Origin of the sequence: Limosilactobacillus caviae (genome assembly GCF_014635905.1) — a bacterium.
Classification (GTDB): Bacteria; Bacillota; Bacilli; order Lactobacillales; family Lactobacillaceae; genus Limosilactobacillus; species Limosilactobacillus caviae.
Map to the genome: position 1 here is coordinate 342,668 of NZ_BMDS01000002.1, position 25,576 is coordinate 368,243.

The window sequence follows — 25,576 nt, forward strand, 5'->3', positions numbered from 1 at the left end:
TGAAAAAATTAACAATTTTAGTATTAAAAGAAAGTTGTGAATTAAAATGAAAAAGAAAGGTAAGACTAGCTGGGTTTACACACCAAAGAAAATCAATGTTTGGCGTGGAATTGGTTTTGGGATGAATGACTTAATGGGCGGTGGATGGAATAACATCGTTTCTGGAGTTATCTTTGTGTTTGTTATGAGTAATGGTATTAGTCCCGCACTTGCAGGAGCGATTACGGGAATTGGACGAATTTTTGATGCTATTTTTTCGCTATTCTTTGGGGCAATTACCGATGGCTTCTATCGAAATAAGTTGGGACAAAAATTTGGTCGCCGGCATTTCTTCATTTTAATTGGTGGAATCTTATTTGCTATCGTATTCCCATTATTCTGGGTAAAGTCAACTAATTGGATTTATTACTTGATTGTGTATGTTGCCATTGAATTGATTATCGCTATGATTTTAATTCCGTGGGAAACATTACCAACTGAAATGACAACGGACTACAACTTGCGTACTGTATTATCTGGATCACGGATGGTAATTTCAGCTACTGGTACAGCACTTGTATTCTTTATACTTGCAGCATTGAAACATGCTCAGAACCCTAACGCTTATTTGGTAACAGGAATTATTTGGACAATTATTTTTGTCATTGCAATTTTTGTTTCATATCGTAGTACCTGGGAACGACCATTAACAGAGGACTTTGTTAAAAAACTTGATTCAAAGCCTGACTTACCCTTAGGTACATTTCTTAAAAATACTGTTGAGGATTACTTCTCGACGTTTAAAAACAAATCCTTTAGACAACATCTGGCAATTTATTTACTATCATTTACCGGTAAAGACTTCTATTCAATTATGCTTCCAACATTTATTCTTTGCTGTATTAATGGCGCAAAAGATGATCTTCCATGGACATTGCAAGCATTATCAGCTATTGGTATTTTAGCTACATTAGCTGCAACTAGAATGATGATTAAACGCGGACCAAGATTTCTTTACGGTCTAAGTTATTCAACGATTATTCTTACAATGATTGGTTATATCCTTACTTGGATGTTTGATGTTAATAATCCGGTTGTAATTTTAATTGCTATTTCATTAGTTTATCAATGCGGACGTGCAATTTTGGAATTCACGCCATGGAACGTTTTCCCATTTATTCCTGATATTGATCGGATTATGACGCGTCAAGATCGTGCTGGTATTTATGCAGCTGTCATGACCTTTTTCCGTAAATCTACCGGAGCTGTTGCCTCATGGATTGCCGGTATCCTCTTGGAGGTGATTGGCTTTAATTCTAAAACAATGCTTAATTACAATACAACCCCACGAAGTATTCAACTTGGAATCATGCTAATTTGCTTCATTGGACCTGTTGTTTTGATTGGCTGGGCATTAATAATTGCAATGAAATTCAAACTTAATCGTCAAACGCATGATGTATTAAAGGCTGAACTTGAACGGCTTCAAGCTGGTGGTTCAAAGGCGGATGTAACCCCTGAAACAAAAGAGGTTGTTGAAGAATTAACAGGGGAACCATATGCAAAAGTATGGCCTAATATAAATGACGATAACATTAAAACAAACGGAGGTAAATAAACATGACACTAGTAGGAAAAGACTTTTTGTTAACTAACGAATGGGGTAAAAAGCTGTTCTTTGATTATGCAAAGGATATGCCAATCATTGACTATCACTGTCACCTTGTACCGAAAGAAATTTATGAGAATAAGAATTATAAAAATATTACTCGTTTATGGCTTAATGATGGTACTTATGGTGACCATTATAAGTGGCGGTTGGAACGAGCAAATGGTGTTCCTGAAGAACTAATTACTGGTGATGCTGATGACTATGAAAAGTTCTTAGCATGGGCTGGTACAATTGAGAAGGCTGTCGGTAACCCAGTTTATGAATGGACCCATCTTGAATTACGCCGCTTCTTCGGAATTGATGAACCACTAACTCGTAAAAATGCGCCAGAAGTTTGGAAGAAAGCTAATGCCCTCCTTCAAACAGATGACTTTAACCCGCGTAACCTTATCAAACTTTCCCATGTAGTTGCTGTATGTACAACGGATGATCCGGCATCAGACCTTCATTATCATAAATTGCTGAAAAAAGATGAGAGAGAAAATGGCTTCCGCACATTACCAGCAATGCGGCCTGATAATTTAATCTATATTGATAAGCCAACATACGGTCAATGCCTTAATGAATTAGCTACGGTATCTGGAGTTAAAATCGACTCATTTAAGGATATTATTAAAGCAATGGATCAACGGTTTGGTTACTTTAATAAAATGGGTGCTCGGCTTTCTGACCACTCGCTAAGTACTTATCATTTTGTTGAAGCAACCGATGATGAACTTGATTCAATCGTTAATAAAGCTATCAATAACGAGCAATTAACTGATCGTGAGCGTGACCAATATCTCACAATGCTTGTCGAAAACTTAATGAAGCTTAATAAAAAATATGATTGGACAATGCAGTTCCATAATAATGTTTTACGAAGCATCAATCACCCAATGTTTGATCAAATTGGTCCTGATACTGGTTTTGATGCAATGGGAACACAACCTGACATGGTAGCAGAAATTCAAAAGCTCTTTACTAAGATGAAGGATGAAGATAGTTTACCAAAGATTATTTTCTATTCCCTTAACCCGAATGATTGGCTACAACTGGTAACGCTGATGGGATGTTTCCAAGAAGGTGGTAAACAACGAATGCAGTTAGGTGCTGCTTGGTGGTTCAATGATACTGCTGAAGGGATGCAGCAACAATTACGGACATTTGCTCAACAAAGCCTTTTGCCTAACTTTGTCGGAATGCTAACAGATTCACGAAGCTTCCTTTCTTATCCTCGCCATGAGTACTTCCGTCGAGTATTATGTAACTTTATCGGAAGTTTGGTTGAGCAGGGACGGGCTCCAGAGGATAAAGAGTACCTCGGTAAGATCGTTCAAGATATTTCTTACAATAATGCATTAAATTACTTTAACTTTTTCCCTGATGAAAAGCCAAGCGACTTGTTTGGTAAGCATGAAAATAAGTTTCAATTTTAAATAAAGGAATCCTCAATGAGTACAAAAAGTATTTGTTGGGGATTCCTTTATTTAAAGTGATAAAACTGATTTTTTACGTATTTAAACTATAGAATCAAAATTGATTCAGAATTCACATACCGATATGGTATAATAAATGAGCAACTATCTGTAAATAAGAGTGATATTGTAACTATCCAGATTATTAGTATTGAAGATTACCATTAACATTATTTAGAGCAAGAGGAGTTGATACTATGCTACATCGAGAAAATAGAATTAAAAAGTACCACCTTAGTTCTGCTGCTGATTTAATTAAAGAAACAATGGATTACTATAGTATTACTCAGTCAGACTTAGCAGACCGGCTAGGCGTCAGCCAAAAAAATATTTCTGATATTCTTAATCGTAAACGTTTTTTGAATGAGGTAGTGGCGTTGCGGATTGAGAAGGTAATGGGAATATCTAGTGAGTTATTACTTGCACTAGACTCTAATTACAAATTACGACTTGCAAAAGAAAATAATGAAGTAACAAAAGCTGATAGTAAATCACCGTTATTTTTGCAACAATATGACTGGGTAACTGCGTAGTTGCATTTAGTATTAAATCTTATTCAAAAAAACCGAATAACAAATTAAAAGTCTTATGGTATACCTACTGTAGGGCTTTTATAATTGCCTTGGATTTTTTCTCAGCTTGATGAAATACTGCTAGTGCTGAATCTAATTGATTCTCCTTTGTCGCCTCAAAAGTTGCAAAAGTAAAGGGTTTGAGTTGATTGATAAAGCTAATATATCGATCAACATCGATGATTCCAGAACCAAATGGAACCGTTACTTTTTGACCATTAATAAAATCAACATCTTTTAAATGAAAGGTACAGATTTGCGGGCCGTATAATCGAGCTGCCTCGCTTAAGATGGTGCCCTGATCTTTATAGTTATCCTTTGAAATAAGGTTGGCAAGGTCAAAAATTACAAATAGGTTTGGGCTGTTTACTGCGTCTAGAACTCGGCGAACTGCGTAATTATCATAAAGGGGATGATTTATCCCTGGTTCAATTGCAAATAAAGCTCCTAACTTTTCTGCAGCACTGGTTATTTGTTTTACAGAATCAATTACCCGCAGCAGGGCAGAATCTGTGAAATTATGCGGCGTATAGCCATTAGGAGAAAGAACGCTGCCGGTTTCACTGCCAACAACTGCTGCATGCAAAAACTTTTCTGCTACTAAACTGTTTTGATAGCTTTGTAAGTTCTTATCGCGAACAGTGGAATCATAGTCAATCATATTAACGTAATTGCCAAGTACAGATATCTTAACTCCGGCTTCCTTAAATTTCTGATCGATCATGGTTAACAGGCCAGGGGAATACTGCAAACTATCTGTGATCAATTCTTTTGGCAAAAATTTGAACGGAGCAAACTGCACATTGTTAAATCCATAGTTAGCAGTAACACTTAATAAATGATTCAAAGTATGCTCACTGACATCATGGGCACGGATACCAATATTAATACTCATTTGTAATCACCTCTATGTTTTTATCATATCACTAAATTATTTATTGGAAATTTAATTTCTTAAATAGAAAGAATTTAATGAAATCGATTGCAAAAAGTGTCAATAAGATTATAATTAATAGTGAATAAGGAAATGTTATTTCTAATTAAGAAACGAAGGAATGAAAACAATGAGTTTCAAAATGGTAACTCGTTACGCACACAGTCCTAAGGATATTCAACATTATGATACAAAAGAATTACGAGACGAATTTTTAATGGATAAAATTTTTTCTTTGGGCGACATTTTATTAACATATACCTATAATGATCGGATGATTTTTGGCGGTGTTACACCCAAGGCTGGCGAACCACTAGAAATTAAGCTTGATAAAGATCTGGGAGTTGATTACTTCTTACAGCGTCGGGAACTTGGTTTTATTAACATTGGTGGTTCCGGTTCAGTAACTATTGATGGACAAAAAGACAATATCGTAAAGCATGATGGCTATTATATCGGAATGGGTGCTAAACATGTTGTATTTGAATCCGATAGTTCTGACGATCCTGCTAAGTTCTATGTCGTATCAACTCCTGCTCATAAGACATACCCAAACAAGAAGCTTCCGTTTAAGGACGCGATTGCTATGCCAATGGGGAATCAAAAGGATATGAACAAACGGACGATTTACAAATACATTGACGCTTCAAGCATGGATACCTGTCAATTGCAAATGGGCTATACAGTGCTCGAACCTGGTAATGGTTGGAACACAATGCCGTGTCATACTCATGCACGTCGGATGGAAACGTACATGTACTGTGAATTTGGCTCTAAGGATACCCGCGTTTTCCATTTCATGGGCAAGCCGGATGAAAGCAAACATATTGTGTTAGAGCCGGAACAAGCAGTAGTAAACCCTAGCTGGTCGATTCATTGTGGTGTAGGGACTACCAGTTACTCATTTATCTGGGCAATGTGTGGTGAAAATCAAACATATGATGACATGGATATGGTTGACATGCATGATTTAAGATAAAGAAGGTATTGTAATGGCTCAATCACAAGAAGAAATCAAACAAAATGAAGCAGCACTTGACAAGTTTAAGATGTCCGCATTTGACTTAAGCGGTAAGGTTGCAATTATTACTGGCGGGAATACTGGTTTAGGTCAAGGCTATGCTGTTGCCTTAGCTGAAGCCGGTGCTGATATTTTTATTCCAACACATGGTACGCAAGGCTGGGACGCTACCCGCGAGATGATTGAAAAGCGTGGGCGCAAGGTTGAATTTATGCAGGTTGACTTAACTAAGCCGGGTGTTGCACAAAAGGTTGTTGACCAAGCAATTAAGGCATTTGGTCATCTTGATATTTTGATTAATAATGCGGGAATGATTAAACGTAACCCAATTCTAGAATCAAAGGACGCCGACTGGGACGCGGTAATTAATATTAACTTAAATGCTGTTTACCATATGTCGATGGCCGCAGCAAAAGTTTTCGCAAAACAAGGTCATGGTAAGATTATCAATATTGGTTCAATGCTTTCTTTCCAAGGGGGGAAGTTTATACCATCTTATACTGCATCTAAACACGGGGTTGCAGGTTTAACGAAATCATTTGCTAGTGAGATGGGAGCGTATGGTGTTCAGGTTAACGCGATTGCTCCTGGTTATATCAAAACAGCTAATACCGCACCCATTCGGGCAGACAAAGCGCGAAATCAAGAAATCCTTGATCGAATTCCGGCTGGCCACTGGGCTGAACCGCACGAATTAATGGGTGTTGCAGTGTTCTTGGCAAGTGATGCTGCTAATTATGTTAATGGAACGATCATGCCGGTCGACGGCGGATATTTGGTTCGATAAGTAGAAAAAATATATAAAAGTGGGAGTAAAGCATGACTTGGCAATGATTACGGCTTTACTCCCATTTGCAGTTTTATATTATTTGGCTTGCTAAAAGAAATAAAATGTTGTTTGATAGAAATTAGTTAATTTTTGACGAAGTGAGTGAATTAAATGGAAAGTAAATTATACGGTGCTGTGTTATTAAAAGCACGTCAGATCCTTGATTATATCGCAAGTGCTTCCGAAGCGCCGACCCTCCGTGAATTAGATGAACAACTTGATATTTCAAAGCCCACAATCTATAAAATACTAAAAACTTTAGAATACTGCGGATATGTTCGGGTAGAAGGAGAAGATAAGCACTACTACTTAGGGACGATTTTTCTTCAGTATGCGCAAGCAGTTAATAATTCTTTCAATATAGAAGAAATTGCTAAACCATATTTAAAGGAGCTTCGTGACGCAACCAATGAAACGGTTAATCTTGGTATTATCGAGAGTAAAAGTGTCGTCCTTCTCTCAAAGCTGGAAAGCACTAATAGTATCAAACTGGTATCGTATATTGGCGGTAAGATGCACATGTACTCTTCTGCAATGGGGAAAGCGGTGTTAGCTACTTATAACGACAAACAATTATCCGAATACTTAACGGGCATCACTTTTGAAAAGCTAACCGCAAAGACAATCGATAATGAACAAGCACTGCTAACCAATCTAAACGAAACAAGGGCGCAGGGATATTCAATTGACGATGTTGAAAATCAGCCAGGGGTATACTGTCTCGGCTTTGCCTTAGTAAAAAATGGTCATACTTTTGGCGCATTTAGTATTAGTACTCCTGAATACCGGATGAACGATAAGAAAAAAGAACAGTTCGTAAAGCTTGGGCAACAAACCCAACAAAAGATTTTAAATGCAATTTAGGATTCTTGAATTTCTTCATTAACAAATTGTAAAAATTTCTTGATAGCTGGTGAAAGGACGGTATTCTTACGCCAAGCTAGGACATCCCCAGTTGATTTATTAGGAGTAAACGGGACAAATGCTAAGTCCGGATCATGAAAATTATCGTAGACCCCTTTAACCGTTAAGACATAATAGTTGCTGTTTCTTAAAAGTGCAATGGTATTTCCTGGCAGGCTAGTAGTTGCACGAACATTTAACCGCGTTTGGTCAAGTTTTAAAATATCGCTAACCTCATCCCGAACAATGCTACGATGAGGAAGGATTAAGGGAAGCTTGTAAAGATCTTTTTTAGTGACAGTTGGATACTTGGCAATAGGAGCATCTTTAAGCATTATCAGTCCCCATTTTTCACGAACGGGTAATTCAAGGAAGTTATACTTAGCGGCTTCAACCGGCTCTAATAAGCACACAAGGTCATCCAATCCTTCATCTAATTGGCGTCGAAGAACATCACCATCACCGTCAGATAAATTAAAGATAACATTAGGATAAAGTTTTTGAAATTCAGCGATTAATTTTGTGATATATGAGGAGACGCTTGAGACAGCTGAACCAAGATTGATTTCCCCAGTTAACTCTTCTTCGTGCTGGTGGAGCTCATTTTCTGTTTGATGTAGCAATTGTACTATTGTTGTTGCTCGCTGTTGGAAAATGATACCGGCCTTGGTTAATTGCAACCGACGATTTTCACGATCAAAAAGCTTCACGTCCAGTTCTGCTTCTAAATCCATAATTTGTCGTGATAAGGTCGGCTGCGTAATATGCAATTGTTCCGCAGCTTTAGTGATATTATTAGTTTGAGCAACAGTTAAAAAGTATTTTAATACACGGGTATCCATAATTTATCCCTCGCTTAGAATTGATTAAGGAGTATTTGAAATGGCAAGGCAAGCATTGATTTTATACTATTCACAATTTGGCAACACGGCTAAGTTAGCTGGCCAAATTCATGAAGCAACGAGTGCTGATATTGTTCGGGTTAAAGTTGCTGCTAATGTCTTTCCGCTTGATATGCAGGAAACAGGAAGAATTTATCAACAGCAACGTAAAAATCATGATTTACCTAAATTGGTGACGGACGTACCTAACTTGGCTTATTATGATTTGCTTTTAATAGGCGGACCAGTTTGGAATGAAAAAGTTGCTTCTCCCATCTTATCTTTATTACAACAATTGCAGAGCTTTAACGGTGAAGTGGCACCTTTTAGCACCGGCTGGAGTGAAACAGGTAATTATCAGCAAGATTTCATTAATCATGCTGGCAAACTAAATGTCACTGATGGCTACCACATTCTAACGCACGGCACGCCCGCATTTAACCAAAAATCATTATTTTCTTGGTTACGAAAATTATAATTCACTTTTTGGATAATTTATTATTTATAATAAGCTTTTTACATTCTTTATTCTAGTAGTTATTATTAAAGCACTAATTTAATTGGAGGTAATAACTATGGCTAAGAATGAACATGAAGTGAAAAATGACCTTTTTGGTTTTGGCGATATGAACGTTGCATTTGCAAAATACTTTGTTGGTACGAGTTACCTTAACGGACTAGTATCACCTGATGATAATATTGATGTAAACATTTCTAACGTTAATTTTGAACCCGGTTGCCGTAATAACTGGCACATCCATCATAATGGCTTTCAAATTTTACTAGTAACTGCTGGTGAAGGATGGTACCAAGAAGAAGGTAAGCCAGCACAGTTACTGAAATCTGGTGACGTTGTAGCAATTCATGAAGGCGTTAAGCATTGGCATGGTGCTACTAAGGATAGCTGGTTCTCTCACATTGCAATTACTAAGGGAACAAGCGAATGGTGTGAAGAAGTGGATAATGATACATATAATCGCCTATCTGAATAATTGAACAGTCAGTTTTGTTTGTTCTCTTGTCTAACTTTGATATACTAAATAAGGTTTGAGGAGGAGATCAAATGGAAAGCTGGCTCTTTTTAGCTTTAGTATTATTAATCGCAATTTTCGGTCATAATTCATCTTTGATTATCGCAAGTATCGTTGTAATAGTTTTGAAATTAATTCCTTACACTGCCAAATGGCTCCCGTTAATTCAACAAAAGGGGATTAATTGGGGCGTAACAGTAATTTCTGTGGCTATTTTAATTCCGATTGCTACGGGACAGATAGAGTTTGATGATTTATGGGCAGCATTTAAAACGCCTGCTGGCTGGATTGCAGTTGGTGCCGGAATAGCTGTTGCAATTTTATCAAAGTATGGTGTTAATCAATTAGCTGCCGTACCCCAGGTTACAGTCGCCTTAGTACTGGGAACAATTATTGGTGTGGTTGCCTTTAAAGGAATCGCAGCCGGACCGGTAATTGCTAGTGGGATGACTTATTGTATCGTCACTTTATTAAATTTGCATTTTTAGTAAAAAGAAACAAGATCAAAATTAGCTAAATAGCTGATTCTGATCTTGTTTTTCGTTTACTAGTTTTTATCCGTTTTCTAACTTCACTTGCGAAGAAATTTTATGGTAGAGTTTCGTACTTAAATAAAGAGAAGTTAATAGTAAGCATAAACATAAAATAAATCCAGCTTGAATCCCCAGGTGTGATGAGGGGTTATGTACAAGGTGGTTAACAATTCCAACAATTGCAACGATTAACGCTGTCCCGAATGAGGCGGCAATTTGACGTAAGGTATTAAAAGTTGCAACCGCATCTGGAACAATCTCATTCGGTAAGAGGGAGAGGGCTTGTGTTTGCAAGGGGATTAACATTGTTACCAAACCAAATTGACGAACGGTTTGAAACAGGGTAATCATAATTACTGAACTTCGTGCTCCAATTGCAGCTTGTCCGATTGTACCGAGAATATCAATTATTAGCCCAACACCGACAAGTATTTTAATTGGGTAGATATCATAAAAGTGACCACTGGTTGTTGAAAGCAATCCGGTCAAAATTGCCCCTGGCAAGACTGCAATAGCAGAAACAACTGTACTTTTGCCCAGAACAATCTGAACCAGTAATGGAATTAAAATGGCATTACCGTACATAGTTGCTGTGATTAACATATTAATAATAGTGGCAAGAACAAACTGCTTATGAGTAAAAATTCCAAAGTTAATTAATTGCTTATTACTGTGCCGTTGGTTGAGGAAAAAGAAAAGTAGGAATAATAAACCGATTAAAACATAACCAGCAACATTGAACGACATAAGCGGGTTATTAGAAACATTTGAAAGGCCCATTAATAGCGACCATAAGCCAGCAGTAATTAAGATTAATGCTAGGGTATTGAATTGCGGATGCTCATTGTGCGCGATTGACGGTAAAAAGAAAAATGATAAGAGCAATGTTGCAACGGCAAAGGGAATAATTAACAGAAATAAGTACCGCCATGAAAAGAAGTGTAGCAAGAAGCCGGAAATAGCTGGTCCCAGAATTGGTGCGCAATTAAATGCCAGTCCAATAATCCCCATAATTTGGCCCTTTTTACCTGGCTTAGCATAACGAATTGCTAGTACATTTACTAGGGGCATCATCATTCCTGCTCCCAGCGCTTGAATCATTCGGGCAATCACAATTAAATTAAAGTTCCAAGCTGCTGCTCCTGCAATTGTCCCGATGAGAAAAATTCCAGAAAAGACAATGAAAAGGTTTTTAAATGGAAATCTCTTTATTAAAAATGAACTGACGGGAATCATCAGGGCATTTACAAGCATGTATCCATTTGTAACCCATTGAACTTGCGCTTCACTGATATGAAAAACATTCATAAAAGTTGGCAATGCAATGTTCATTAAGGTTGAACAAAGAAGGCCAAAAAATGTACCAAAAACCATGATTATTAATGCATGGCGAATTCGTTGATTTTCCATTAGTTAAATATATCGCTCCTTGGTATTAGTCAAACATTATAGAGTTTACTAGTTCGATTATTAAAGTCAATACGCATTGAAAATTTGCAACAAAGTAAAATAATGATAGAATATAATTATAAATAATTTACATCTGTAAACGCAGGAGGTATTAGATGAACAGCGATTTAGAAATAACTCCCGCTGAATGGCAAGTTATGCGGGTAGTTTGGAGCTTAAGACAAACAACCAGTAGTCGAATCATTGAAATCTTGCAACAAAAAGTTGAATGGAAACCAGCCACAATAAAAACACTATTACGACGCTTAGTTGACAAAGAGGCTCTATCGGCAACTCGTCAAGGTCGTGGTTTCATTTATGAGCCGTTAGTTCCTGAACAGCAAACAATGGATCAAGCCGCTGATAACTTATTTAATAATATTTGTGAGCGGCACGTTGGTAGTACTCTTGAGCATGTAATTAATAATGCAACTCTTAGTAAAGATGATATTGCGAGCCTTCAAAAATTACTGGCAAGCAAAGTAGCTGATTCGCCTGATAATGTTAAATGTAACTGTATTCCGCACATGCAAATGAAATGCTGATAAAAGAATTAAGAGACTGGAAAACACTTCTTCCCAGTCTCTTAATTCTTTATTTATTTTTATCGTCTTTAGTTGAGCCTTGTTTTTTTCTAGGTTTGATAAAGACTACCTTGAATTTGTTAACATACGCGTTCTTTAAATCAAGTGGCGTAAATGAAAAGTTATCTACCCTAATAGGCTGACCAACCTTTAAATCGTATTGGCGTTCAAGGAAAAAGCCAGTTAATGTTGTTACCTCGGAGTTATCAAATTGTTCAATGTTAGTATTGAAGTAACGTTCAAAATCATCAAGAGGCATCTTACCAGAAACCTCAAATGTTGGATTACCCTTACTATCAGGATCTTTCTTTTCAATCATATCAGATGTTGCATGATCTATTTCTTCACCCACAGTGCCGAATAATTCTTCGTAAATATCCTTATCAGTAATGATTCCTGAAGTACCGCCATATTCATCTTGTACGACAACAATCGGTACTTGTTTTTTCATCATTTCAGCTAAAACATTAGTAAGCTGTTCATTTTCATAAACAATTGGGATCCGCCGCATGATTGTCCGGACAGATTGTTGCGGATTAATTTGATTTTGCCGCATAATGTCATATGCAAAAACATAACCAAGAATGTGGTCCTTATCATTATTGGCAACAACCGGAAAACGTGTAAATTTCTTTTCAAAATAAAGTTTTGCTGCGTCTTCAATGGAGGCCGTAATATCAATGACCGCTAATTGTGTCCGATCAACCATAATGTCTTCAGCAACCTTATCATTCATTTCAAAGGCACGTTGCATGAAGATAACATCTTCTTTATCCATCTCACCAGCTTTTTCTGACTGTTGAGATAAGGTCATAATTTCATTTTGTGAATACGTATCTTCTTCCGGTTGGACATTGTATCCTAACATTTTTGTAATTGCAGCAGCGACTACCGCGAATAACCAAACAAATGGGTAGAAGACAGTATGGAAAAATTGAATTGGATGAACAATTGCTAAAAGAATCGGTACCGGTCGATCAATCGCCATGTTTTTAGGAACCAAGTCAGTAAATACTGCATGGAAGAATGTGAAGATCAAAACTCCGATAACCGGTGCAATTGCTTGAAGAATATCATGTGGAATTACATTAATCTTTAGTAACAGGTCGGTGATAAACTCGTCACCTAACCAACCTAAAACTAAAGAAGTCATAGTAACACCGACTTGAGCTGTTGATAAGTACTCATTAAGGTTTGCTACCATGTGTTCCGCACGTTGAACCTTACGTGTTTGACGTAGTTCTTTTAATTCACTGGGGCGGACTTTAACAACTGAATATTCCAGAAGCGTAAATAAAGCCGCAAGCAGTAAAATCAAAATAATGATAATTAATTTAAACCAATATGAATCCCATAAACCATTCATCGTTTAAAAATTTCACCTAAACTTTCTTAAATAATTTATCGACTACTATTGTATCAGTAAATCATCGTGAAGGGGGAGTTTAATTATTTTTTTATAATTGAAAATGCTAAAATAGAGGAAAATAAGTAGGAGAAGAGCCATGTCGAGCAACGAAGAAGAGATAAAAAAATCAGCACGATTACGCGAAATCATGCAAATAATGCGGAAGTACCATTTTGTTAGTAATTTTTACCACCAAACCAATCCACAAGCGATTTGCCAGGCACTCCAAGAGTTGGGGCCAACCTTTATTAAACTTGGTCAGATTTTGTCAACTCGTCCTGATCTTGTATCGCCAGCATATATTAAGGAACTGCGCAACCTGCAAGACCAGGTTAAATCTGATAGTTTTACAACGGTAAAGCAGACTTTTGAAGAAGAAACCGGAAAGAAAATTGATGATGAATTTGCCAGTTTTGCAGAAGAACCTTTTGCGTCTGCATCGATTGGTCAGGTTCACCATGCAACACTTAAAGATGGCACTCCAGTTGTTGTTAAGGTTCAGCATCCAGAAGTTGGTAAGCTTGTTAATACTGACTTAGCCCTCTTAAGAAAAGCAGTTGTCTTATTTAAGTATGTTCCTCAAGATATTGCAGTTGTTGACTTAAATAAGGTAATTGATGAATTAAGCACTTCATTATTAAGCGAGGTTAACACCCTTAAGGAAGCAAAAAACGGGGAAGAATTTTATACATTAAATAACGGGGACGGCGCAATTTTAGTGCCTAAAGTATACTTGGATTATTGTGCGCCTAAGATTCTTGTTAATGAGGCGATGGAAGGGAAGAGTATTCGTTATCGGTTTAAACCATCAAACGATATTGATCAAAAGACAGTGGCAGTAAATCATGAGATTGCTATTACCCTGGTTAATAACTTTCTGAAACAGGTTTTCGTGGACCACTATTTTCACGCTGATCCTCATCCGGGCAATATATTGATTCATGAACTAGGTCCTCACGATGCGCAAAAGAAATACGCAACGACCAAGCACCGTGAAAAAACAATCTATAATACAATGATTAGCTATGATCAACAAGTTGAATTAACAAACTATCGAATTGTCTACCTTGATTTCGGAATGATGGGAAGATTGAGTCCGGCAATGGCCAATAGTATTGCTAATATCGTAATTGCAATCAACACCAAGGATACCCGTAAAATTGGAAAGGCAGTTTTAAATGTTTGCAACCGGATCGGTGAAGTTGATGAAAATGCATTTTATCGGGAACTCGGCGCATTTATCCAACCATATTTTTCAACGGGTCTTGGCGATATTGACTTTGTAAAAATGTTGTATCAAATTATCCAGCTATGCAAGAAAAACCATCTTCAAATGCGGGGAGAGGTAACAATGTTGATTAAGGCATTTGGCACCCTAGAAAGTTCGGTTGCTAAACTTGACCCCGAAATATCAATGCTCGAGGTTGCACAGTCTTTTGGCCGGCACTATTTAAAACGAAACTTTAACTGGCGGTCTGCGGTTGATAATAATTTGATTAATCTTTTCTTTGCTAGTAAGGCAATGAGTAAGATGCCAGAACGAATTAATGAACTGATTGAAACCTTTGTTAGTGGGGATGCAAAAATTGACTTACAGTATAAGAATGAACAACGAGTATTAAAGCAAGTTGAACGATTGATGAATCGGTTCATGATCGCAATTATTTTAGCTGCGGTAATTCTTGGTTCATCATTATTGATTCAGGGGACTCCGGCTGGTTCTCATATCTACCGTTTTGGGGTAACTGGTTATATTATTGCGATTATAATAATAATCATTTTGGTTATTACGGAAGTTATTCATCGATGGCGAAATTGGCGAAGGAAACGATGATTAATGATAATTTTAAGTTTAGTTAATGAATTACTATGTGCTTTATGCTGGGGAATTACGATTCGATTGATTTTAGTTCGCCATCTGCACAGTGAATCGAGGGCAATCCAATTTAACGCTTTTGCCTTTATTTTAATGTTGATAAACCTCATAATTATTTTGCCCGTTTTTGCCTTTTTAATTATGAATATGCCTGCTAAGACTTTTAGCTGGCTAACCGTATTAGTGGTAGCAACACTTGACGTCTTAAGTACATTTAATTTAATTTTATTTTGCGTTTACAGTCACTATACCCGTATGCTAAAATGTCCACCCACGGTTCATTATTTTCTCGTTTTAGGAGCGGCAGTTAGGCACGGGCACGTTCCACCGGTTTTAGCTACGCGGCTAGACAGGGTAGTCGTATGTTGGAAAAAACATCAATCTGCGAAAATTATTGTTTCAGGCGGAAAGGTACAGAAAGAAAAAATATCTGAAGCTGATGCAATGGCAGCTTATTTAATTAATCAAGGGATTCCGACGTTAAAAATAATTCGGGAGACACGGGCACGGAATACATGGCAAAATTTAACTTTTACCAGTCAACTTATTAATCCTCATGCGTCTGTAGTAGTTGTAACTAGCGATTTTCACGTGCTTCGTGCTAAAACTTATGCAAGAAAGCTTGGCTTGCTGTGGTCCTTTGTAGGAAGCAAGACACCCTGGCAGTATTGCCCGTTAACTTTTATTCGCGATTATCTTGGCCTTATTCGTGATCATCGTTGGCTAGCCGGTAGCATCTTTATCCTGCTGCTTTTGGTTGAATTTAGTTTGATATAAATAAATGGGGAATAGCCGTCACGAAAACAGCTATTTCCCATTAAAATTTACTTATTCTTATAAACAGCAATCTCAATTAAATTCTTATCAGGATCATAAACATAGAGAGAGGTCATTTCACCTTCAGCTCCATGCTTTTCAACAGGCCCAGCAATAATGTCAATGTAATAACTATTAAGATGATGAACAATATCGTCAATGCTATCACCTGCAACCAAGCACAAATCGGCAGAACCGGTCGTTGGGTGAGCAGCCTTTAGAGTAGTTGGCCGTTCACTCTTTTGTAATCGAATTAATTGGTGTCCGCACCGCATTGTGATTAAGTCATCATTACTTTGTTCCTTAATTACGGGCATATCAAATACCTCATGATAAAAACGCATTGATTGTTCTAAATTCGTTACTGTTAGAACAATATGATCAATTCGTCGCATTTTCATAATTCAAGTCTCCCTTAAATTTAAGTCAATATCATTATACAAGTTTCTAAATTAAAATAGCAAAAGTTGTATAATGGAATGACTATTGGATATAAGGAGAGCGACTATGGATTCAAGGACGATAATTAGTGTAGCGGTTGGGGGCTTCTTAGGCGGAATTACTCGTTATGAGCTTGGTTTCTTATTAGGGAACAACGGTGTTTTATGTGCTAACCTTATTGGCTCATTTTTATTATCATTTATAACCTACTACTTCATAGATCGAAAGCCACTAGCAACATGGTTAAATGCCGGGATTGGAACTGGATTCATTGGTGCATTTACGACTTTTTCATCACTAATAACAACAATTATTAAGCTTGAGAGTCAGGATCTAATTGCTAGTATTGCCTATTTTTTGGTAAGTTCTCTGGGCGGGTTAACGTTAGCGTTACTAGGATTCGTGCTGGCGCGAAAATACGGGAGGCATCAGCAAAATGATTAACGTGGGTCTTGGGGCAGCAATTGGGGCGGTTATCCGTTACATAATTACAACCTGGTGGAAGCGGCTAAAAATAGATTGGCCATTAGCTACTTTATTTATTAATATAACTGGGAGTTTCTTGTTAGGGATCCTTACCGAAAATTTTGCCAGTAATTCGCCAATTATGCTTTTGTTTGGTACTGGTTTAATGGGTGGTTATACTACGTTTTCTACTTTTAATGTTGAATTGATTTCGATGATTGATGAGCGGAGATGGCGGACATTGACCGTTTATTTAGGATTAAGTTATATTGGTGGAACTGTCGCAGCAATATGCGGGCTAATGATATGAAAGAAGCGATAAAGAATGACAAAAAATACCTTACCATCACAAATTGAAGTGAGAGGCGGTAAAGTACATAATCTTAAAAAGATTGATATTAACATACCGTTACATAAATTTGTTGCAATCTCCGGTCTGTCCGGATCTGGAAAAAGCTCATTAGCAATGGGGATTTTATATGAAGAGGGTTCACGTCGATACTTAGAAGCCCTTTCAACTTATACAAGGCGTCGAATAAAACTAGGCGCGCAGGCAGATGTCACCAGCGTTAAGCATATTCCCTCAGCGCTGGCCCTCAAACAGCGGCCATCAATCCCATCTGAACGTGCAACTGTCGGCACAATGAGCGAGATGCTAAACGTAATTCGGTTAATCTTTTCGCGGCTTGGGGAACCGGTTTGTCCAAATGGTCACCGTTTAAAACCAAGCCTTGAGATTGCTGAGGTAATGAGTAAAACCGGCGATGCGATGGGCCAATTGACATGTCCGGTTTGTGGTGAAAAATTTTATGCTTACAGTGCGGAAGATTTTGCCTTTAACTCTGACGGGGCGTGTCAACGATGTCAAGGAACTGGGCTGGTTCGTGAACTTGATGAGAGTAAGCTTATTGGTGATGAAAATCTTAGCTTGGCTGACGGTGCAGTTGCGTCATGGCATTTACCGGGGCGTAATTTTATGCCAAGTGTTGCTGAACAAGCCGGTGTCCGAATTCACGTTCCATATAAAGACCTAACTGCAAAAGAAAAGGATTTTGTCTTAAATGGTCCGCAAAAGAAGTTTAAAATGGATTTTCGTTCAGGAACTGGCCGCGTTTTTCACGATTTTAATGCATTATACGAGAATGCTCACGAGGCAGTTCTTGCATCTGCTAAAAGCAGTAAAAGCGAACGGGCGCAAAAACGGATTAGCGAATTTTTTCATTATTCAACATGTCCAGTTTGTCATGGATCACGGTTAAAGCCAGAATTATTGAAGCAGCTTGCCGGTGGCTTAAACATTGCCCAAGTTAGCGATCTTACGCTTGGTGAATTGAAACAGTGGAAGCAAGATGTATCAGCCGCACTTCCTCCTGAAATGGAAAAAATGGCAACTTCGCTTTTTAAGGAGTTTGATGATAATTTACGGCCGTTGCTTGAATTGGGGCTTGACTATTTAACTTTATCACGGAACGGCAATACCTTATCAACCGGAGAATTACAACGAATTCAACTGGCGCGAACCTTGCGAACACAAACTACTGGCGTTTTATACATCCTTGATGAACCTTCAATTGGTCTTCACCCGGATAATATTAATGGCCTTCTAAACGTGTTTAAGGAATTAGTGGCACAGGGCAACTCGTTAGTGGTTGTCGATCATAATGTTGATATTATTAAGGAAGCTGATTGGATTATTGAAATTGGCCCTGGCTCTGGCGAAAAAGGCGGAAAAATTCTTACACAGGGAGCACCATCCCAAATTGCTGATGATCCACAATCAAAAATCGGTCCTTATATAAAGGGAACGGCAACCTTAAATAGCCGACCATTAGCAAAGAATCCCGCTAATCAAAATATTTCATTTGAAGTGAATAATTACTATAATCTAAAGGACGTCCAAGGCAAAATTCCCGTTAATCGGTTAACTGCAATCACCGGATTTTCTGGTGCCGGTAAGACTAGTTTAATTTTAGATAGTCTAGTTCCAGCTATTCATGCACAATCAACGGGAACTAAATTACCGCAGCAAGTAAAGAACTTATCAAGCCCGTTAAAAGAAGTTGTAAGTGTCGATGCGGCACCAATCGGTAAAACCAATCGTTCAACGGTAGCTACCTATACTAGTATTATGGATAACCTGCGGAAACTATTTGCCGCCCAATCATTAGCAAAAGAAAAACATTTTACGCCTTCATATTTTTCATATAATAATAAGCAAGGTGCTTGTCCAACATGTGGAGGTGCCGGCATCGTAACACTCGACATTCAATTCTTACCGGATATGCAGCAAACTTGTCCAAAGTGTGGCGGAAGTCGATATAATGAAAAAATCCAAAAGGTCAAATGGCATGGATATTCAATTGTTGACATCCTAAAGCTAGACGTACGAGTTGCGATGAAAGTGTTTGAAGAAGTTCCCAAAATTGCTCGCGAACTCCAGTTATTAGATGAAGTTGGCTTAGGCTATCTTCATTTAGGTGAAAGTACGCCGAGTCTTTCTGGTGGTGAAGCTCAACGTTTAAAACTCGTTAAACACCTGAACCATAATCAAAGCGAGACCCTATTTGTATTCGATGAACCAACTATTGGGTTGCATCCCCTTGATGTCAAAACGCTTTTAGCGGTAATGCAACAGCTGCTTGACCGGGGAGCAACAATTATTACCATTACTCACGATTTAAATCTAATTAGCAATGCTGACTACATGCTTGATATGGGTCCGCGTGGTGGTAGTAATGGCGGGGAGATTGTTGCCCATGGTAAGCCATCGACCCTGATACAAGATCCGCAAAGCCTAACCAGTAAGTATCTGGCAGAATACTGGGCAAGATTTAAATAGAAAAAGCAGGTATTTATGCGCGTTATAATTTTCCGTACATAAATACCTGTTTTTATGTTATTTAGCGACTTCTTTCTCCTCATGGTTTTGCCAAATCTTACGCACGAGCAGATAACAGCCGATTAGGATTAAAATTGCGATTGCGGCACCAATTAATCGTCTCATGTTGCCCTTAAAAATTGCATCTCCACCAAAAGCATATAGGAATGATGTTGGTGCCATTCCGACAGCTACCATTGCAAGATAGTGCTTTCGGCTGACGTTTAGGCGAGCACCGGCATAGTTTACAAGTACGCTAGGAATAACGGGGACCATAAAGCCGATTGTTAGGGCAATCAGGGGATGCTTCTGTTGTAAAAGATGCTGAAGGAGCTTATTCTTTTTTACTCGTTTAGAGAGATCAATTTTCCGAATAATACTCATCACAGTACAGTTTCCGAGAATATTCCCAGACCAGTTAATTAAGAAACCGACGATTGGTCCATAACATAATCCGGCAAAGATACAGACAACAGAATTAGACATTCCTGGAATTGAATTTAGGATCCCGACTAATGCAACAAGAAGAAAAATATCTGTAAAGCCATGACTTCTAATCATATGAAGGAGCTTTGTCCTATTGTGAGAATTAAAGTTTAAGAGCAAGTCAATCTCTGGTTTATATGTTCGATAGATAAAGTAAAGGACGATTATTGCTAAGATGATTGCCCCAACAATTAGCCATGTTTTATTTAATTTACGCTCTTTCATAGTTAATGTTCCTCCTTTTGAAACGTGAGACCGGCTTTTTTAAATAGCGAAATGAGAGAATGGCGTAAAAGAGGATCATGAGCGTAAAGATAAGTTCCATAAACGCCACGCTTAAATAAAACATTCAGTGAGTTCATAATCATTCGTTTTTCTAAACTTTCAATCTCTGCTGGGTCAGTAAGGTCGTCTCGTTTTTTGAATGCTTCAATATCGGTATAGCGATTGAGATTAACTTGAAGCTGATGTGTTTGCGGGGTCTGACTGATGGGCGGACCGATTATGATCCCCGTGTAATTTAAGTCAAAACCTTGGCAGGTATAGATTGAACCGACTTCATTAATTGTTTGCGGCAGTTCTGCCCAGGGGGTAACGGTATAATTATATTGATCCCAGGGCATTTTGAATCTGCCTTCTTCAATATAATGTTTGCCACCATCAAGAGTTGACGGATATCCTGACGTAGAAAGAATTCGCGAAAGTCCCACTTCCTCATTACGATGCACAATTGCCTTTCTCATTTCCTCAGCGTCATCGTAAATGCGGAAATCATAATGATCACGGGCGGATGCTGGTAGAGGGGTTAATTTATAGTTAGTAAAGTCGTTAAACCACTTAACTAATTTATCGCTTGCATTCATCCGAAACATATGTGTAAGATGATAGTCTTTATGCGGGTACTGATTAGTAATTGCCTGAAGTCGTTTAGGTGTCCAGAGACTCTTCATTCGTAAAACTTGATACTGGTCAAAAACAATCACAACCACTTTTGCTCGTTTAATAATCTCCACAAGCTGATTATCGTGGTAGAAATTATTATAGTGGTCCGGTTTGGATAATAAAAGATGTGCCTCATCAATGACAGCGATGTCAATAGTCTGCTTTTGTTTGTCCAGCTGGTTAATTAATGAGGTTGGCCGCGCAAAGTCTTTTTTATACAGCTCCTTTATCGGTCCTGCAATCTCTTTATATACCTTCAAAATTTCCGGGTGGTTAACAAGAAAATAATTATTGGTATGATAGAGCAAAGAATTTTTCTGGGTACGAGCTTCTGTTTGAATTCGCGCAAATAATTGTGAAAGAATTACGCTTTTTCCAGTACCCGCATCCCCGTATATTGTATATATTGCAGGATAATTTTCAGTTAAATGCTGCTTAGTAAATGTAATAATGTCATTTACAAGTCTTTCTTGTTCTGATGTTAGTTTTTTAAATGGTGAAATTTTGCTAGTTGCAGCGTTATCAATATTTTTCATGACTATTTCCTTTTTTACGAATTACTCTATTTAATGGTATCGAAATGCACTAATTTCGTCAATTTGAACCTGAGGGTAATTTACTCAATGCTTGCGAAAGTGTTAAAATAATAAGAGCAATAAATATTACTACATTGATTAAATGTAAAATTAAGAAGGAGTGGAATAGATGAATCTGCATCCTGATTACCTCTTAAATGAAGTTAATGAACCAAGTGATATTAAAGGGATGTCACTTGATGAATTAAAGCAATTAGCAACCGAAATGCGTCAATTAGTTTTAGAACGTGATGCCAAAATCGGTGGACATGTTGGCCCTAACCTTGGTGTAATGGAATTGACAATTGCTTTCCATTACGTTTTCGACTCACCGCATGATAAAGTTATTTGGGATGTTTCGCACCAAAGTTACGCCCATAAGATGCTGACCGGACGTAAATTAGGGTTCTTAGATCCTGATCATTATGAGGACATTACAGGATATACGTCGCCAGAAGAAAGTGCCCATGATTTCTTTGAGATTGGTCACACTTCAACTTCAATTTCACTTGCGGTAGGAATGGCACAAGCACGTGATTTGATGAAGCCTCAATCACATAACAATATTATGGCGGTAATTGGGGATGGTTCCTTAAGTGGCGGATTAGCATTTGAAGGGTTAAATAACGCTGCAAAACTTAAGTCAAACTTGATTATCCTAGTTAATGATAACCAGATGTCAATTGATGAAGATCAGGGCGGATTATATAAGGGCCTTAAAGAACTTCGCGATACTAACGGTCAGTCACCAAATAACATTTTTAAGTTTATGGGGCTTGATTATAAGTACATTGCTGATGGTAATGACCTACAGACGATGATCGATACATTCAAAGAAGTGAAAAATATTGATCACCCAATCGTCCTCCATGTTAATACGCTAAAGGGAAAGGGATATAAGCCAGCTGTTGACAATAAGATGAAGTACCATTGGCGCGCTCCTTTTGACCTTAAGACAGGCGAGGATATTTATAAAGCAAATGGTGAATCGTATAGTGATGCGGTTCTTGCAGAATTAGATAAACAGATTGCGGAAAAGAAACCGGTTGTTGCTATTAATGCCGGTATTCCAGGAGTTTTTGATCTTGGTAAATTTAAAGCTAAACATCCGGACCGTTACTATGATGTTGGAATTGCTGAACAAGATTCTATTACGACAGCGGTTGCAATGGCTCAGGCTGGTGCGCGCCCCGTTGTTTTCCAAAACAGTACTTTCCTTCAACGGGCATATGACCAGTTAATTCATGATATGGCATTGAATGATGCGCCGGTTGTAATGATTGTTCGTGGCGGCTCGATTTCTGAAAACTCTGCTACTCATCAGGGAACATTTGATATTTCAATGATTAGTGATTTGCCAAATATTGAATATTTAGCACCAACAAATGTTGAAGAAATGATTTCAATGCTTCGTTGGGCAATCAACCAAACTGATGAACCAGTTGTCATTCGTCAACCAGAAAAACCACTTGTCCATGGTACGCCAACTCAAGAGGACTACAGTACAATTAAGTATGATATCGCTCATCGCGGAAGTGAAGTTGCGATTATGGCAGTCGGCGATTTCTGGGAGCTTGGGGAAAAGGTAAGAAAAGAGCTTCAAGATAAGTTGAATATTGATGCTACCTTGATTAATCCGAAGTCGGTAACCGGAATTGATTCAGATGTTTTGCATCATTTAGCGGAAAATCATGATGTCGTTGTAACACTAGAAGACGGAATCTTGAGTGGCGGCTTTGGTGAAACGATTGCTCGCTATTACGGACCCAAGAATATGAAAGTTTTAAACTTCGGAGCACCGCGTGAATTTGCGGATAATGTTCCTACAGATGTACTATATGAATGGTATCACTTAACTCCTAAACAAATTGTGGATGACGTTGAACAAGTTATTCACTCGTTGTAATAAAGAACTGTCATTACAGGTTTTTGCCTGGTGGGTGACAGTTTTTTTAGTTTAAAAATGCAAATAGCTTCTTTTTACGTATATATATTTATAGTGACCTAAAAAGGAGTTATTTAATTATGAAACTTAAAAATAATACTTACTCATTACGCAACGCCTACTTATTAGGACTAGCAACGGCAACATCGATTTTGACAATCAATTTTACTAACCCTCCAGCATTGGCCGATAGTCAGGTTCTTCCAGCAAATTCCCTTGTTAGCAAATCAGATAAAGGCGAAACTGTCCCTGTAAAACGAGTGATTTTCTTTAACCTTTTAAGCGGTGTTCAAAAGGTGGAACAAGTGTCTTATGCTCACCGTCAAGTATCAAATGATCCTAAGCAGCCTTCTGTTTGGATTATTGAACCGTTTGAAGAGATTAAAATTCCAGAACAAGCTGGCTTTGTTCCTTCAATTAGTGAACTACCGATAATTACTAGAACGACTGATCTTTCTTGTTTTAAGCATCCCATCGATGTCTTTTACCATCCCCTTGACGCAGGTTATCAATTAGATAAACCAGCAAAGCAAGAAAAACAAAATGAGGAATCCTTTACTCAAACAAGTATTGCCACAGAGGATCGGCAAACTAACACAGAATATTATCAAGTAAAGAGTGAAGGAGTGCAGAGTGATAATACCGGGTCAGCAGACAAATCGACGAATACAATGGTGAATGAAACTAAAGATGAAGCAATTCAGGAAGGCAATCAAGGAATTGATGCAGGTACGGATCCACTAGAAATAGGGCATAAAGATCAAGATACTCAGGTTACGAATGAGGTAGAAGAACAGGGAGTAGGAGAATCAATAATCGATATTAAAGACACAGCAGCCGGAGATAGTGACTATCACTATCAGGACCAAAATTGGCAAACAGACGCCTTACCACAAGACGATGAAAGTACAATGACTGACTTTAATCCCCCAATGCTAATATCGACTGAAACAGGGGATGCTGTAGTGAGTGTGAAGGAGCAGGGGACCCAGACAAATGATTATTCTGGTGAAAAACCTAAACAAGACACAAGGGATACCCAGACGCTAATTGATAAAAAAGAAGCAGGGATGCAAACAATGACTTCAGATGTTGAAAATAGCGAAAGTCAAACAAATTATATTGAAACAGGTGAAACTGCAACACAAACAAAGATAGAAGTAATGGATAAAGAAGTTCAAACGGAAAATAAACTGTTGCAAGATCAAGAAATAGATAAGTCGAAAGAGGATTATCTTGAGCAAGGAAGTCAAACGGACCAGGTATTACAGGAAACTCGAGGAACACAAAGCAGTATTCCAGCGCAAGATGACAACCAGCAAACGGATAATTTTAGTCAAGAAGTAGCGGTACAGATAGATCCTATTGAAACAAAAGAAGAAGGGACTGATCCGCTAATCAGTTATCAGGAAAGAGATACTCAAGCAACGTTAAAACAAGCAGAAAAAATTACCCTGCCAGAAGATAATCAAAATAAGGAAATCAGTTTCAGGAGCCGTCCTCAGTCAACGATCCAAGAGATTAACGAGGAGTCTGCGGGAATTTCTCTACCCGATAACAATAAGCGCAGTAATTTTCACCAACAAATAACGAAAGCTAATGATAAATTGAGGACTTTAGTTAAGCATAGAAATAATAAACATCAGCAGGAAAAAGGGATGCTTCCGCAAACGGGTAATAAAACTGATTCGTTAGCGACATTTATTGGTTTGGGAATCACACTTTTGATTGCGGGGATGGGCTTATTTTCCCTCAAGAAGATAAAAAGCAGAAAATAAAACAAGAAATTTGCTAAAAGTACTTGCATTCTTAATTTTCTAATAGTATTCTAATGTTATTGAAAAACAAATGGAGGAAATTAAAATGCAAATTTATAATCGATCTATTATTCATCATCTA

The 25,576-nt window shown here is 37.9% G+C and carries 24 protein-coding genes; 17 read left to right on the top strand and 7 right to left on the bottom strand.

Going from position 1 to position 25,576, the window contains the following annotated elements:
- Positions 1 to 46: 46 nt before the first annotated feature.
- The 3 genes from IEU90_RS04395 to IEU90_RS04405 all read left to right on the top strand — a co-directional run bounded on the left by IEU90_RS04395 (position 47) and on the right by IEU90_RS04405 (position 3,641).
- The gene (locus tag IEU90_RS04395) at positions 47 to 1,597 is read left to right on the top strand and encodes an MFS transporter (protein ID WP_153709604.1); all 1,551 of its coding nucleotides are present in this window, start codon (positions 47 to 49) and stop codon (positions 1,595 to 1,597) included.
- 2 nt (positions 1,598 to 1,599) lie between these two features.
- Positions 1,600 to 3,069 carry a glucuronate isomerase gene (gene uxaC, locus IEU90_RS04400; RefSeq protein ID WP_188357780.1) on the top strand — a complete coding sequence of 490 codons (1,470 nt, stop codon included), beginning with the start codon at positions 1,600 to 1,602 and terminating at the stop codon, positions 3,067 to 3,069.
- Between the two features lie 236 nt (positions 3,070 to 3,305).
- Complete coding sequence (locus IEU90_RS04405; protein WP_153709602.1) at positions 3,306 to 3,641, top strand: helix-turn-helix transcriptional regulator; 336 nt, start codon at positions 3,306 to 3,308, stop codon at positions 3,639 to 3,641.
- Between the two features lie 64 nt (positions 3,642 to 3,705).
- On the opposite strand, the gene IEU90_RS04410 is transcribed toward IEU90_RS04405, so the two are convergent.
- A complete protein-coding gene (locus tag IEU90_RS04410; RefSeq protein WP_188357781.1) occupies positions 3,706 to 4,575 on the bottom strand; it encodes a sugar phosphate isomerase/epimerase family protein in 870 nt (289 codons plus the stop codon).
- Positions 4,576 to 4,744: 169 nt separating this feature from the next.
- Here IEU90_RS04410 and kduI point away from each other — a divergent pair, with 169 nt between their 5' ends.
- The 3 genes from kduI to IEU90_RS04425 all read left to right on the top strand — a co-directional run bounded on the left by kduI (position 4,745) and on the right by IEU90_RS04425 (position 7,328).
- Positions 4,745 to 5,593: a 5-dehydro-4-deoxy-D-glucuronate isomerase gene (kduI, locus tag IEU90_RS04415; protein WP_087215161.1), complete on the top strand. Its 849-nt coding sequence runs from the start codon at positions 4,745 to 4,747 to the stop codon at positions 5,591 to 5,593.
- Positions 5,594 to 5,606: 13 nt separating this feature from the next.
- Positions 5,607 to 6,422 (top strand): 2-dehydro-3-deoxy-D-gluconate 5-dehydrogenase KduD, encoded by an 816-nt coding sequence (gene kduD / locus IEU90_RS04420; protein ID WP_153709600.1) that lies wholly within the window; start codon positions 5,607 to 5,609, stop codon positions 6,420 to 6,422.
- Between the two features lie 153 nt (positions 6,423 to 6,575).
- The gene (locus IEU90_RS04425) at positions 6,576 to 7,328 is read left to right on the top strand and encodes an IclR family transcriptional regulator (RefSeq protein WP_153709599.1); all 753 of its coding nucleotides are present in this window, start codon (positions 6,576 to 6,578) and stop codon (positions 7,326 to 7,328) included.
- Here IEU90_RS04425 and IEU90_RS04430 read toward each other — a convergent pair.
- Positions 7,325 to 8,209: a LysR family transcriptional regulator gene (locus tag IEU90_RS04430; RefSeq protein WP_153709598.1), complete on the bottom strand. Its 885-nt coding sequence runs from the start codon at positions 8,207 to 8,209 to the stop codon at positions 7,325 to 7,327. The genes IEU90_RS04425 and IEU90_RS04430 overlap by 4 nt on opposite strands.
- A 40-nt stretch (positions 8,210 to 8,249) precedes the next feature.
- Here IEU90_RS04430 and IEU90_RS04435 point away from each other — a divergent pair, with 40 nt between their 5' ends.
- From IEU90_RS04435 to IEU90_RS04445, 3 genes are all read left to right on the top strand, one after another.
- Entirely contained in the window at positions 8,250 to 8,726 is a 477-nt protein-coding gene (locus IEU90_RS04435; protein WP_153709597.1) for a flavodoxin family protein, read from the top strand.
- 97 nt (positions 8,727 to 8,823) lie between these two features.
- Positions 8,824 to 9,240 carry a cupin domain-containing protein gene (locus IEU90_RS04440; RefSeq protein WP_188357782.1) on the top strand — a complete coding sequence of 139 codons (417 nt, stop codon included), beginning with the start codon at positions 8,824 to 8,826 and terminating at the stop codon, positions 9,238 to 9,240.
- A 71-nt stretch (positions 9,241 to 9,311) separates the two neighbouring features.
- Positions 9,312 to 9,767: a DUF441 domain-containing protein gene (locus IEU90_RS04445; RefSeq protein WP_153709595.1), complete on the top strand. Its 456-nt coding sequence runs from the start codon at positions 9,312 to 9,314 to the stop codon at positions 9,765 to 9,767.
- A gap of 66 nt (positions 9,768 to 9,833) precedes the next feature.
- Here the strand turns inward: IEU90_RS04445 and IEU90_RS04450 are convergent, their stop codons facing one another.
- Positions 9,834 to 11,222, bottom strand: a complete 1,389-nt coding sequence (locus IEU90_RS04450; RefSeq protein WP_188357783.1) for a DHA2 family efflux MFS transporter permease subunit — start codon at positions 11,220 to 11,222, stop codon at positions 9,834 to 9,836.
- A 155-nt stretch (positions 11,223 to 11,377) separates the two neighbouring features.
- On the opposite strand from IEU90_RS04450, the gene IEU90_RS04455 reads away from it, so the two are divergent.
- Positions 11,378 to 11,806, top strand: a complete 429-nt coding sequence (locus IEU90_RS04455; protein ID WP_153709593.1) for a CopY/TcrY family copper transport repressor — start codon at positions 11,378 to 11,380, stop codon at positions 11,804 to 11,806.
- Positions 11,807 to 11,855: 49 nt separating this feature from the next.
- Here IEU90_RS04455 and IEU90_RS04460 read toward each other — a convergent pair whose 3' ends face one another.
- Entirely contained in the window at positions 11,856 to 13,211 is a 1,356-nt protein-coding gene (locus IEU90_RS04460) for a hemolysin family protein (RefSeq protein ID WP_153709592.1), read from the bottom strand.
- A gap of 139 nt (positions 13,212 to 13,350) precedes the next feature.
- Between IEU90_RS04460 and IEU90_RS04465 the strand changes: the two genes are divergently transcribed.
- Both IEU90_RS04465 and IEU90_RS04470 read left to right on the top strand, forming a co-directional pair.
- Entirely contained in the window at positions 13,351 to 15,087 is a 1,737-nt protein-coding gene (locus IEU90_RS04465) for an ABC1 kinase family protein (protein ID WP_188357784.1), read from the top strand.
- 3 nt (positions 15,088 to 15,090) lie between these two features.
- Positions 15,091 to 15,906 (top strand): YdcF family protein, encoded by an 816-nt coding sequence (locus IEU90_RS04470; protein WP_153709590.1) that lies wholly within the window; start codon positions 15,091 to 15,093, stop codon positions 15,904 to 15,906.
- Between the two features lie 47 nt (positions 15,907 to 15,953).
- Here IEU90_RS04470 and IEU90_RS04475 read toward each other — a convergent pair whose 3' ends face one another.
- Positions 15,954 to 16,346: a VOC family protein gene (locus tag IEU90_RS04475; protein ID WP_153709589.1), complete on the bottom strand. Its 393-nt coding sequence runs from the start codon at positions 16,344 to 16,346 to the stop codon at positions 15,954 to 15,956.
- A gap of 106 nt (positions 16,347 to 16,452) precedes the next feature.
- Between IEU90_RS04475 and IEU90_RS04480 the strand changes: the two genes are divergently transcribed.
- The 3 genes from IEU90_RS04480 to IEU90_RS04490 are packed head-to-tail and all read left to right on the top strand — an operon-like array spanning position 16,453 to position 19,690.
- Positions 16,453 to 16,830 (top strand): fluoride efflux transporter FluC, encoded by a 378-nt coding sequence (locus IEU90_RS04480; RefSeq protein WP_153709588.1) that lies wholly within the window; start codon positions 16,453 to 16,455, stop codon positions 16,828 to 16,830.
- A complete protein-coding gene (locus IEU90_RS04485; RefSeq protein ID WP_153709587.1) occupies positions 16,823 to 17,161 on the top strand; it encodes a fluoride efflux transporter FluC in 339 nt (112 codons plus the stop codon). The genes IEU90_RS04480 and IEU90_RS04485 overlap by 8 nt, the downstream gene beginning before the upstream one ends.
- A gap of 15 nt (positions 17,162 to 17,176) precedes the next feature.
- Positions 17,177 to 19,690: an ATP-binding cassette domain-containing protein gene (locus IEU90_RS04490; protein ID WP_153709586.1), complete on the top strand. Its 2,514-nt coding sequence runs from the start codon at positions 17,177 to 17,179 to the stop codon at positions 19,688 to 19,690.
- 57 nt (positions 19,691 to 19,747) lie between these two features.
- Here the strand turns inward: IEU90_RS04490 and IEU90_RS04495 are convergent, their stop codons facing one another.
- Together IEU90_RS04495 and IEU90_RS04500 are read right to left on the bottom strand one after the other, a co-directional pair.
- Positions 19,748 to 20,440: a TVP38/TMEM64 family protein gene (locus tag IEU90_RS04495; RefSeq protein WP_153709585.1), complete on the bottom strand. Its 693-nt coding sequence runs from the start codon at positions 20,438 to 20,440 to the stop codon at positions 19,748 to 19,750.
- 2 nt (positions 20,441 to 20,442) lie between these two features.
- Positions 20,443 to 21,693, bottom strand: a complete 1,251-nt coding sequence (locus IEU90_RS04500) for a DUF2075 domain-containing protein (protein ID WP_153709584.1) — start codon at positions 21,691 to 21,693, stop codon at positions 20,443 to 20,445.
- Positions 21,694 to 21,862: 169 nt separating this feature from the next.
- On the opposite strand from IEU90_RS04500, the gene IEU90_RS04505 reads away from it, so the two are divergent.
- Complete coding sequence (locus IEU90_RS04505) at positions 21,863 to 23,638, top strand: 1-deoxy-D-xylulose-5-phosphate synthase (RefSeq protein WP_153709583.1); 1,776 nt, start codon at positions 21,863 to 21,865, stop codon at positions 23,636 to 23,638.
- Positions 23,639 to 23,757: 119 nt separating this feature from the next.
- Positions 23,758 to 25,455: an LPXTG cell wall anchor domain-containing protein gene (locus IEU90_RS04510; RefSeq protein ID WP_188357785.1), complete on the top strand. Its 1,698-nt coding sequence runs from the start codon at positions 23,758 to 23,760 to the stop codon at positions 25,453 to 25,455.
- Positions 25,456 to 25,576: the final 121 nt, after the last annotated feature.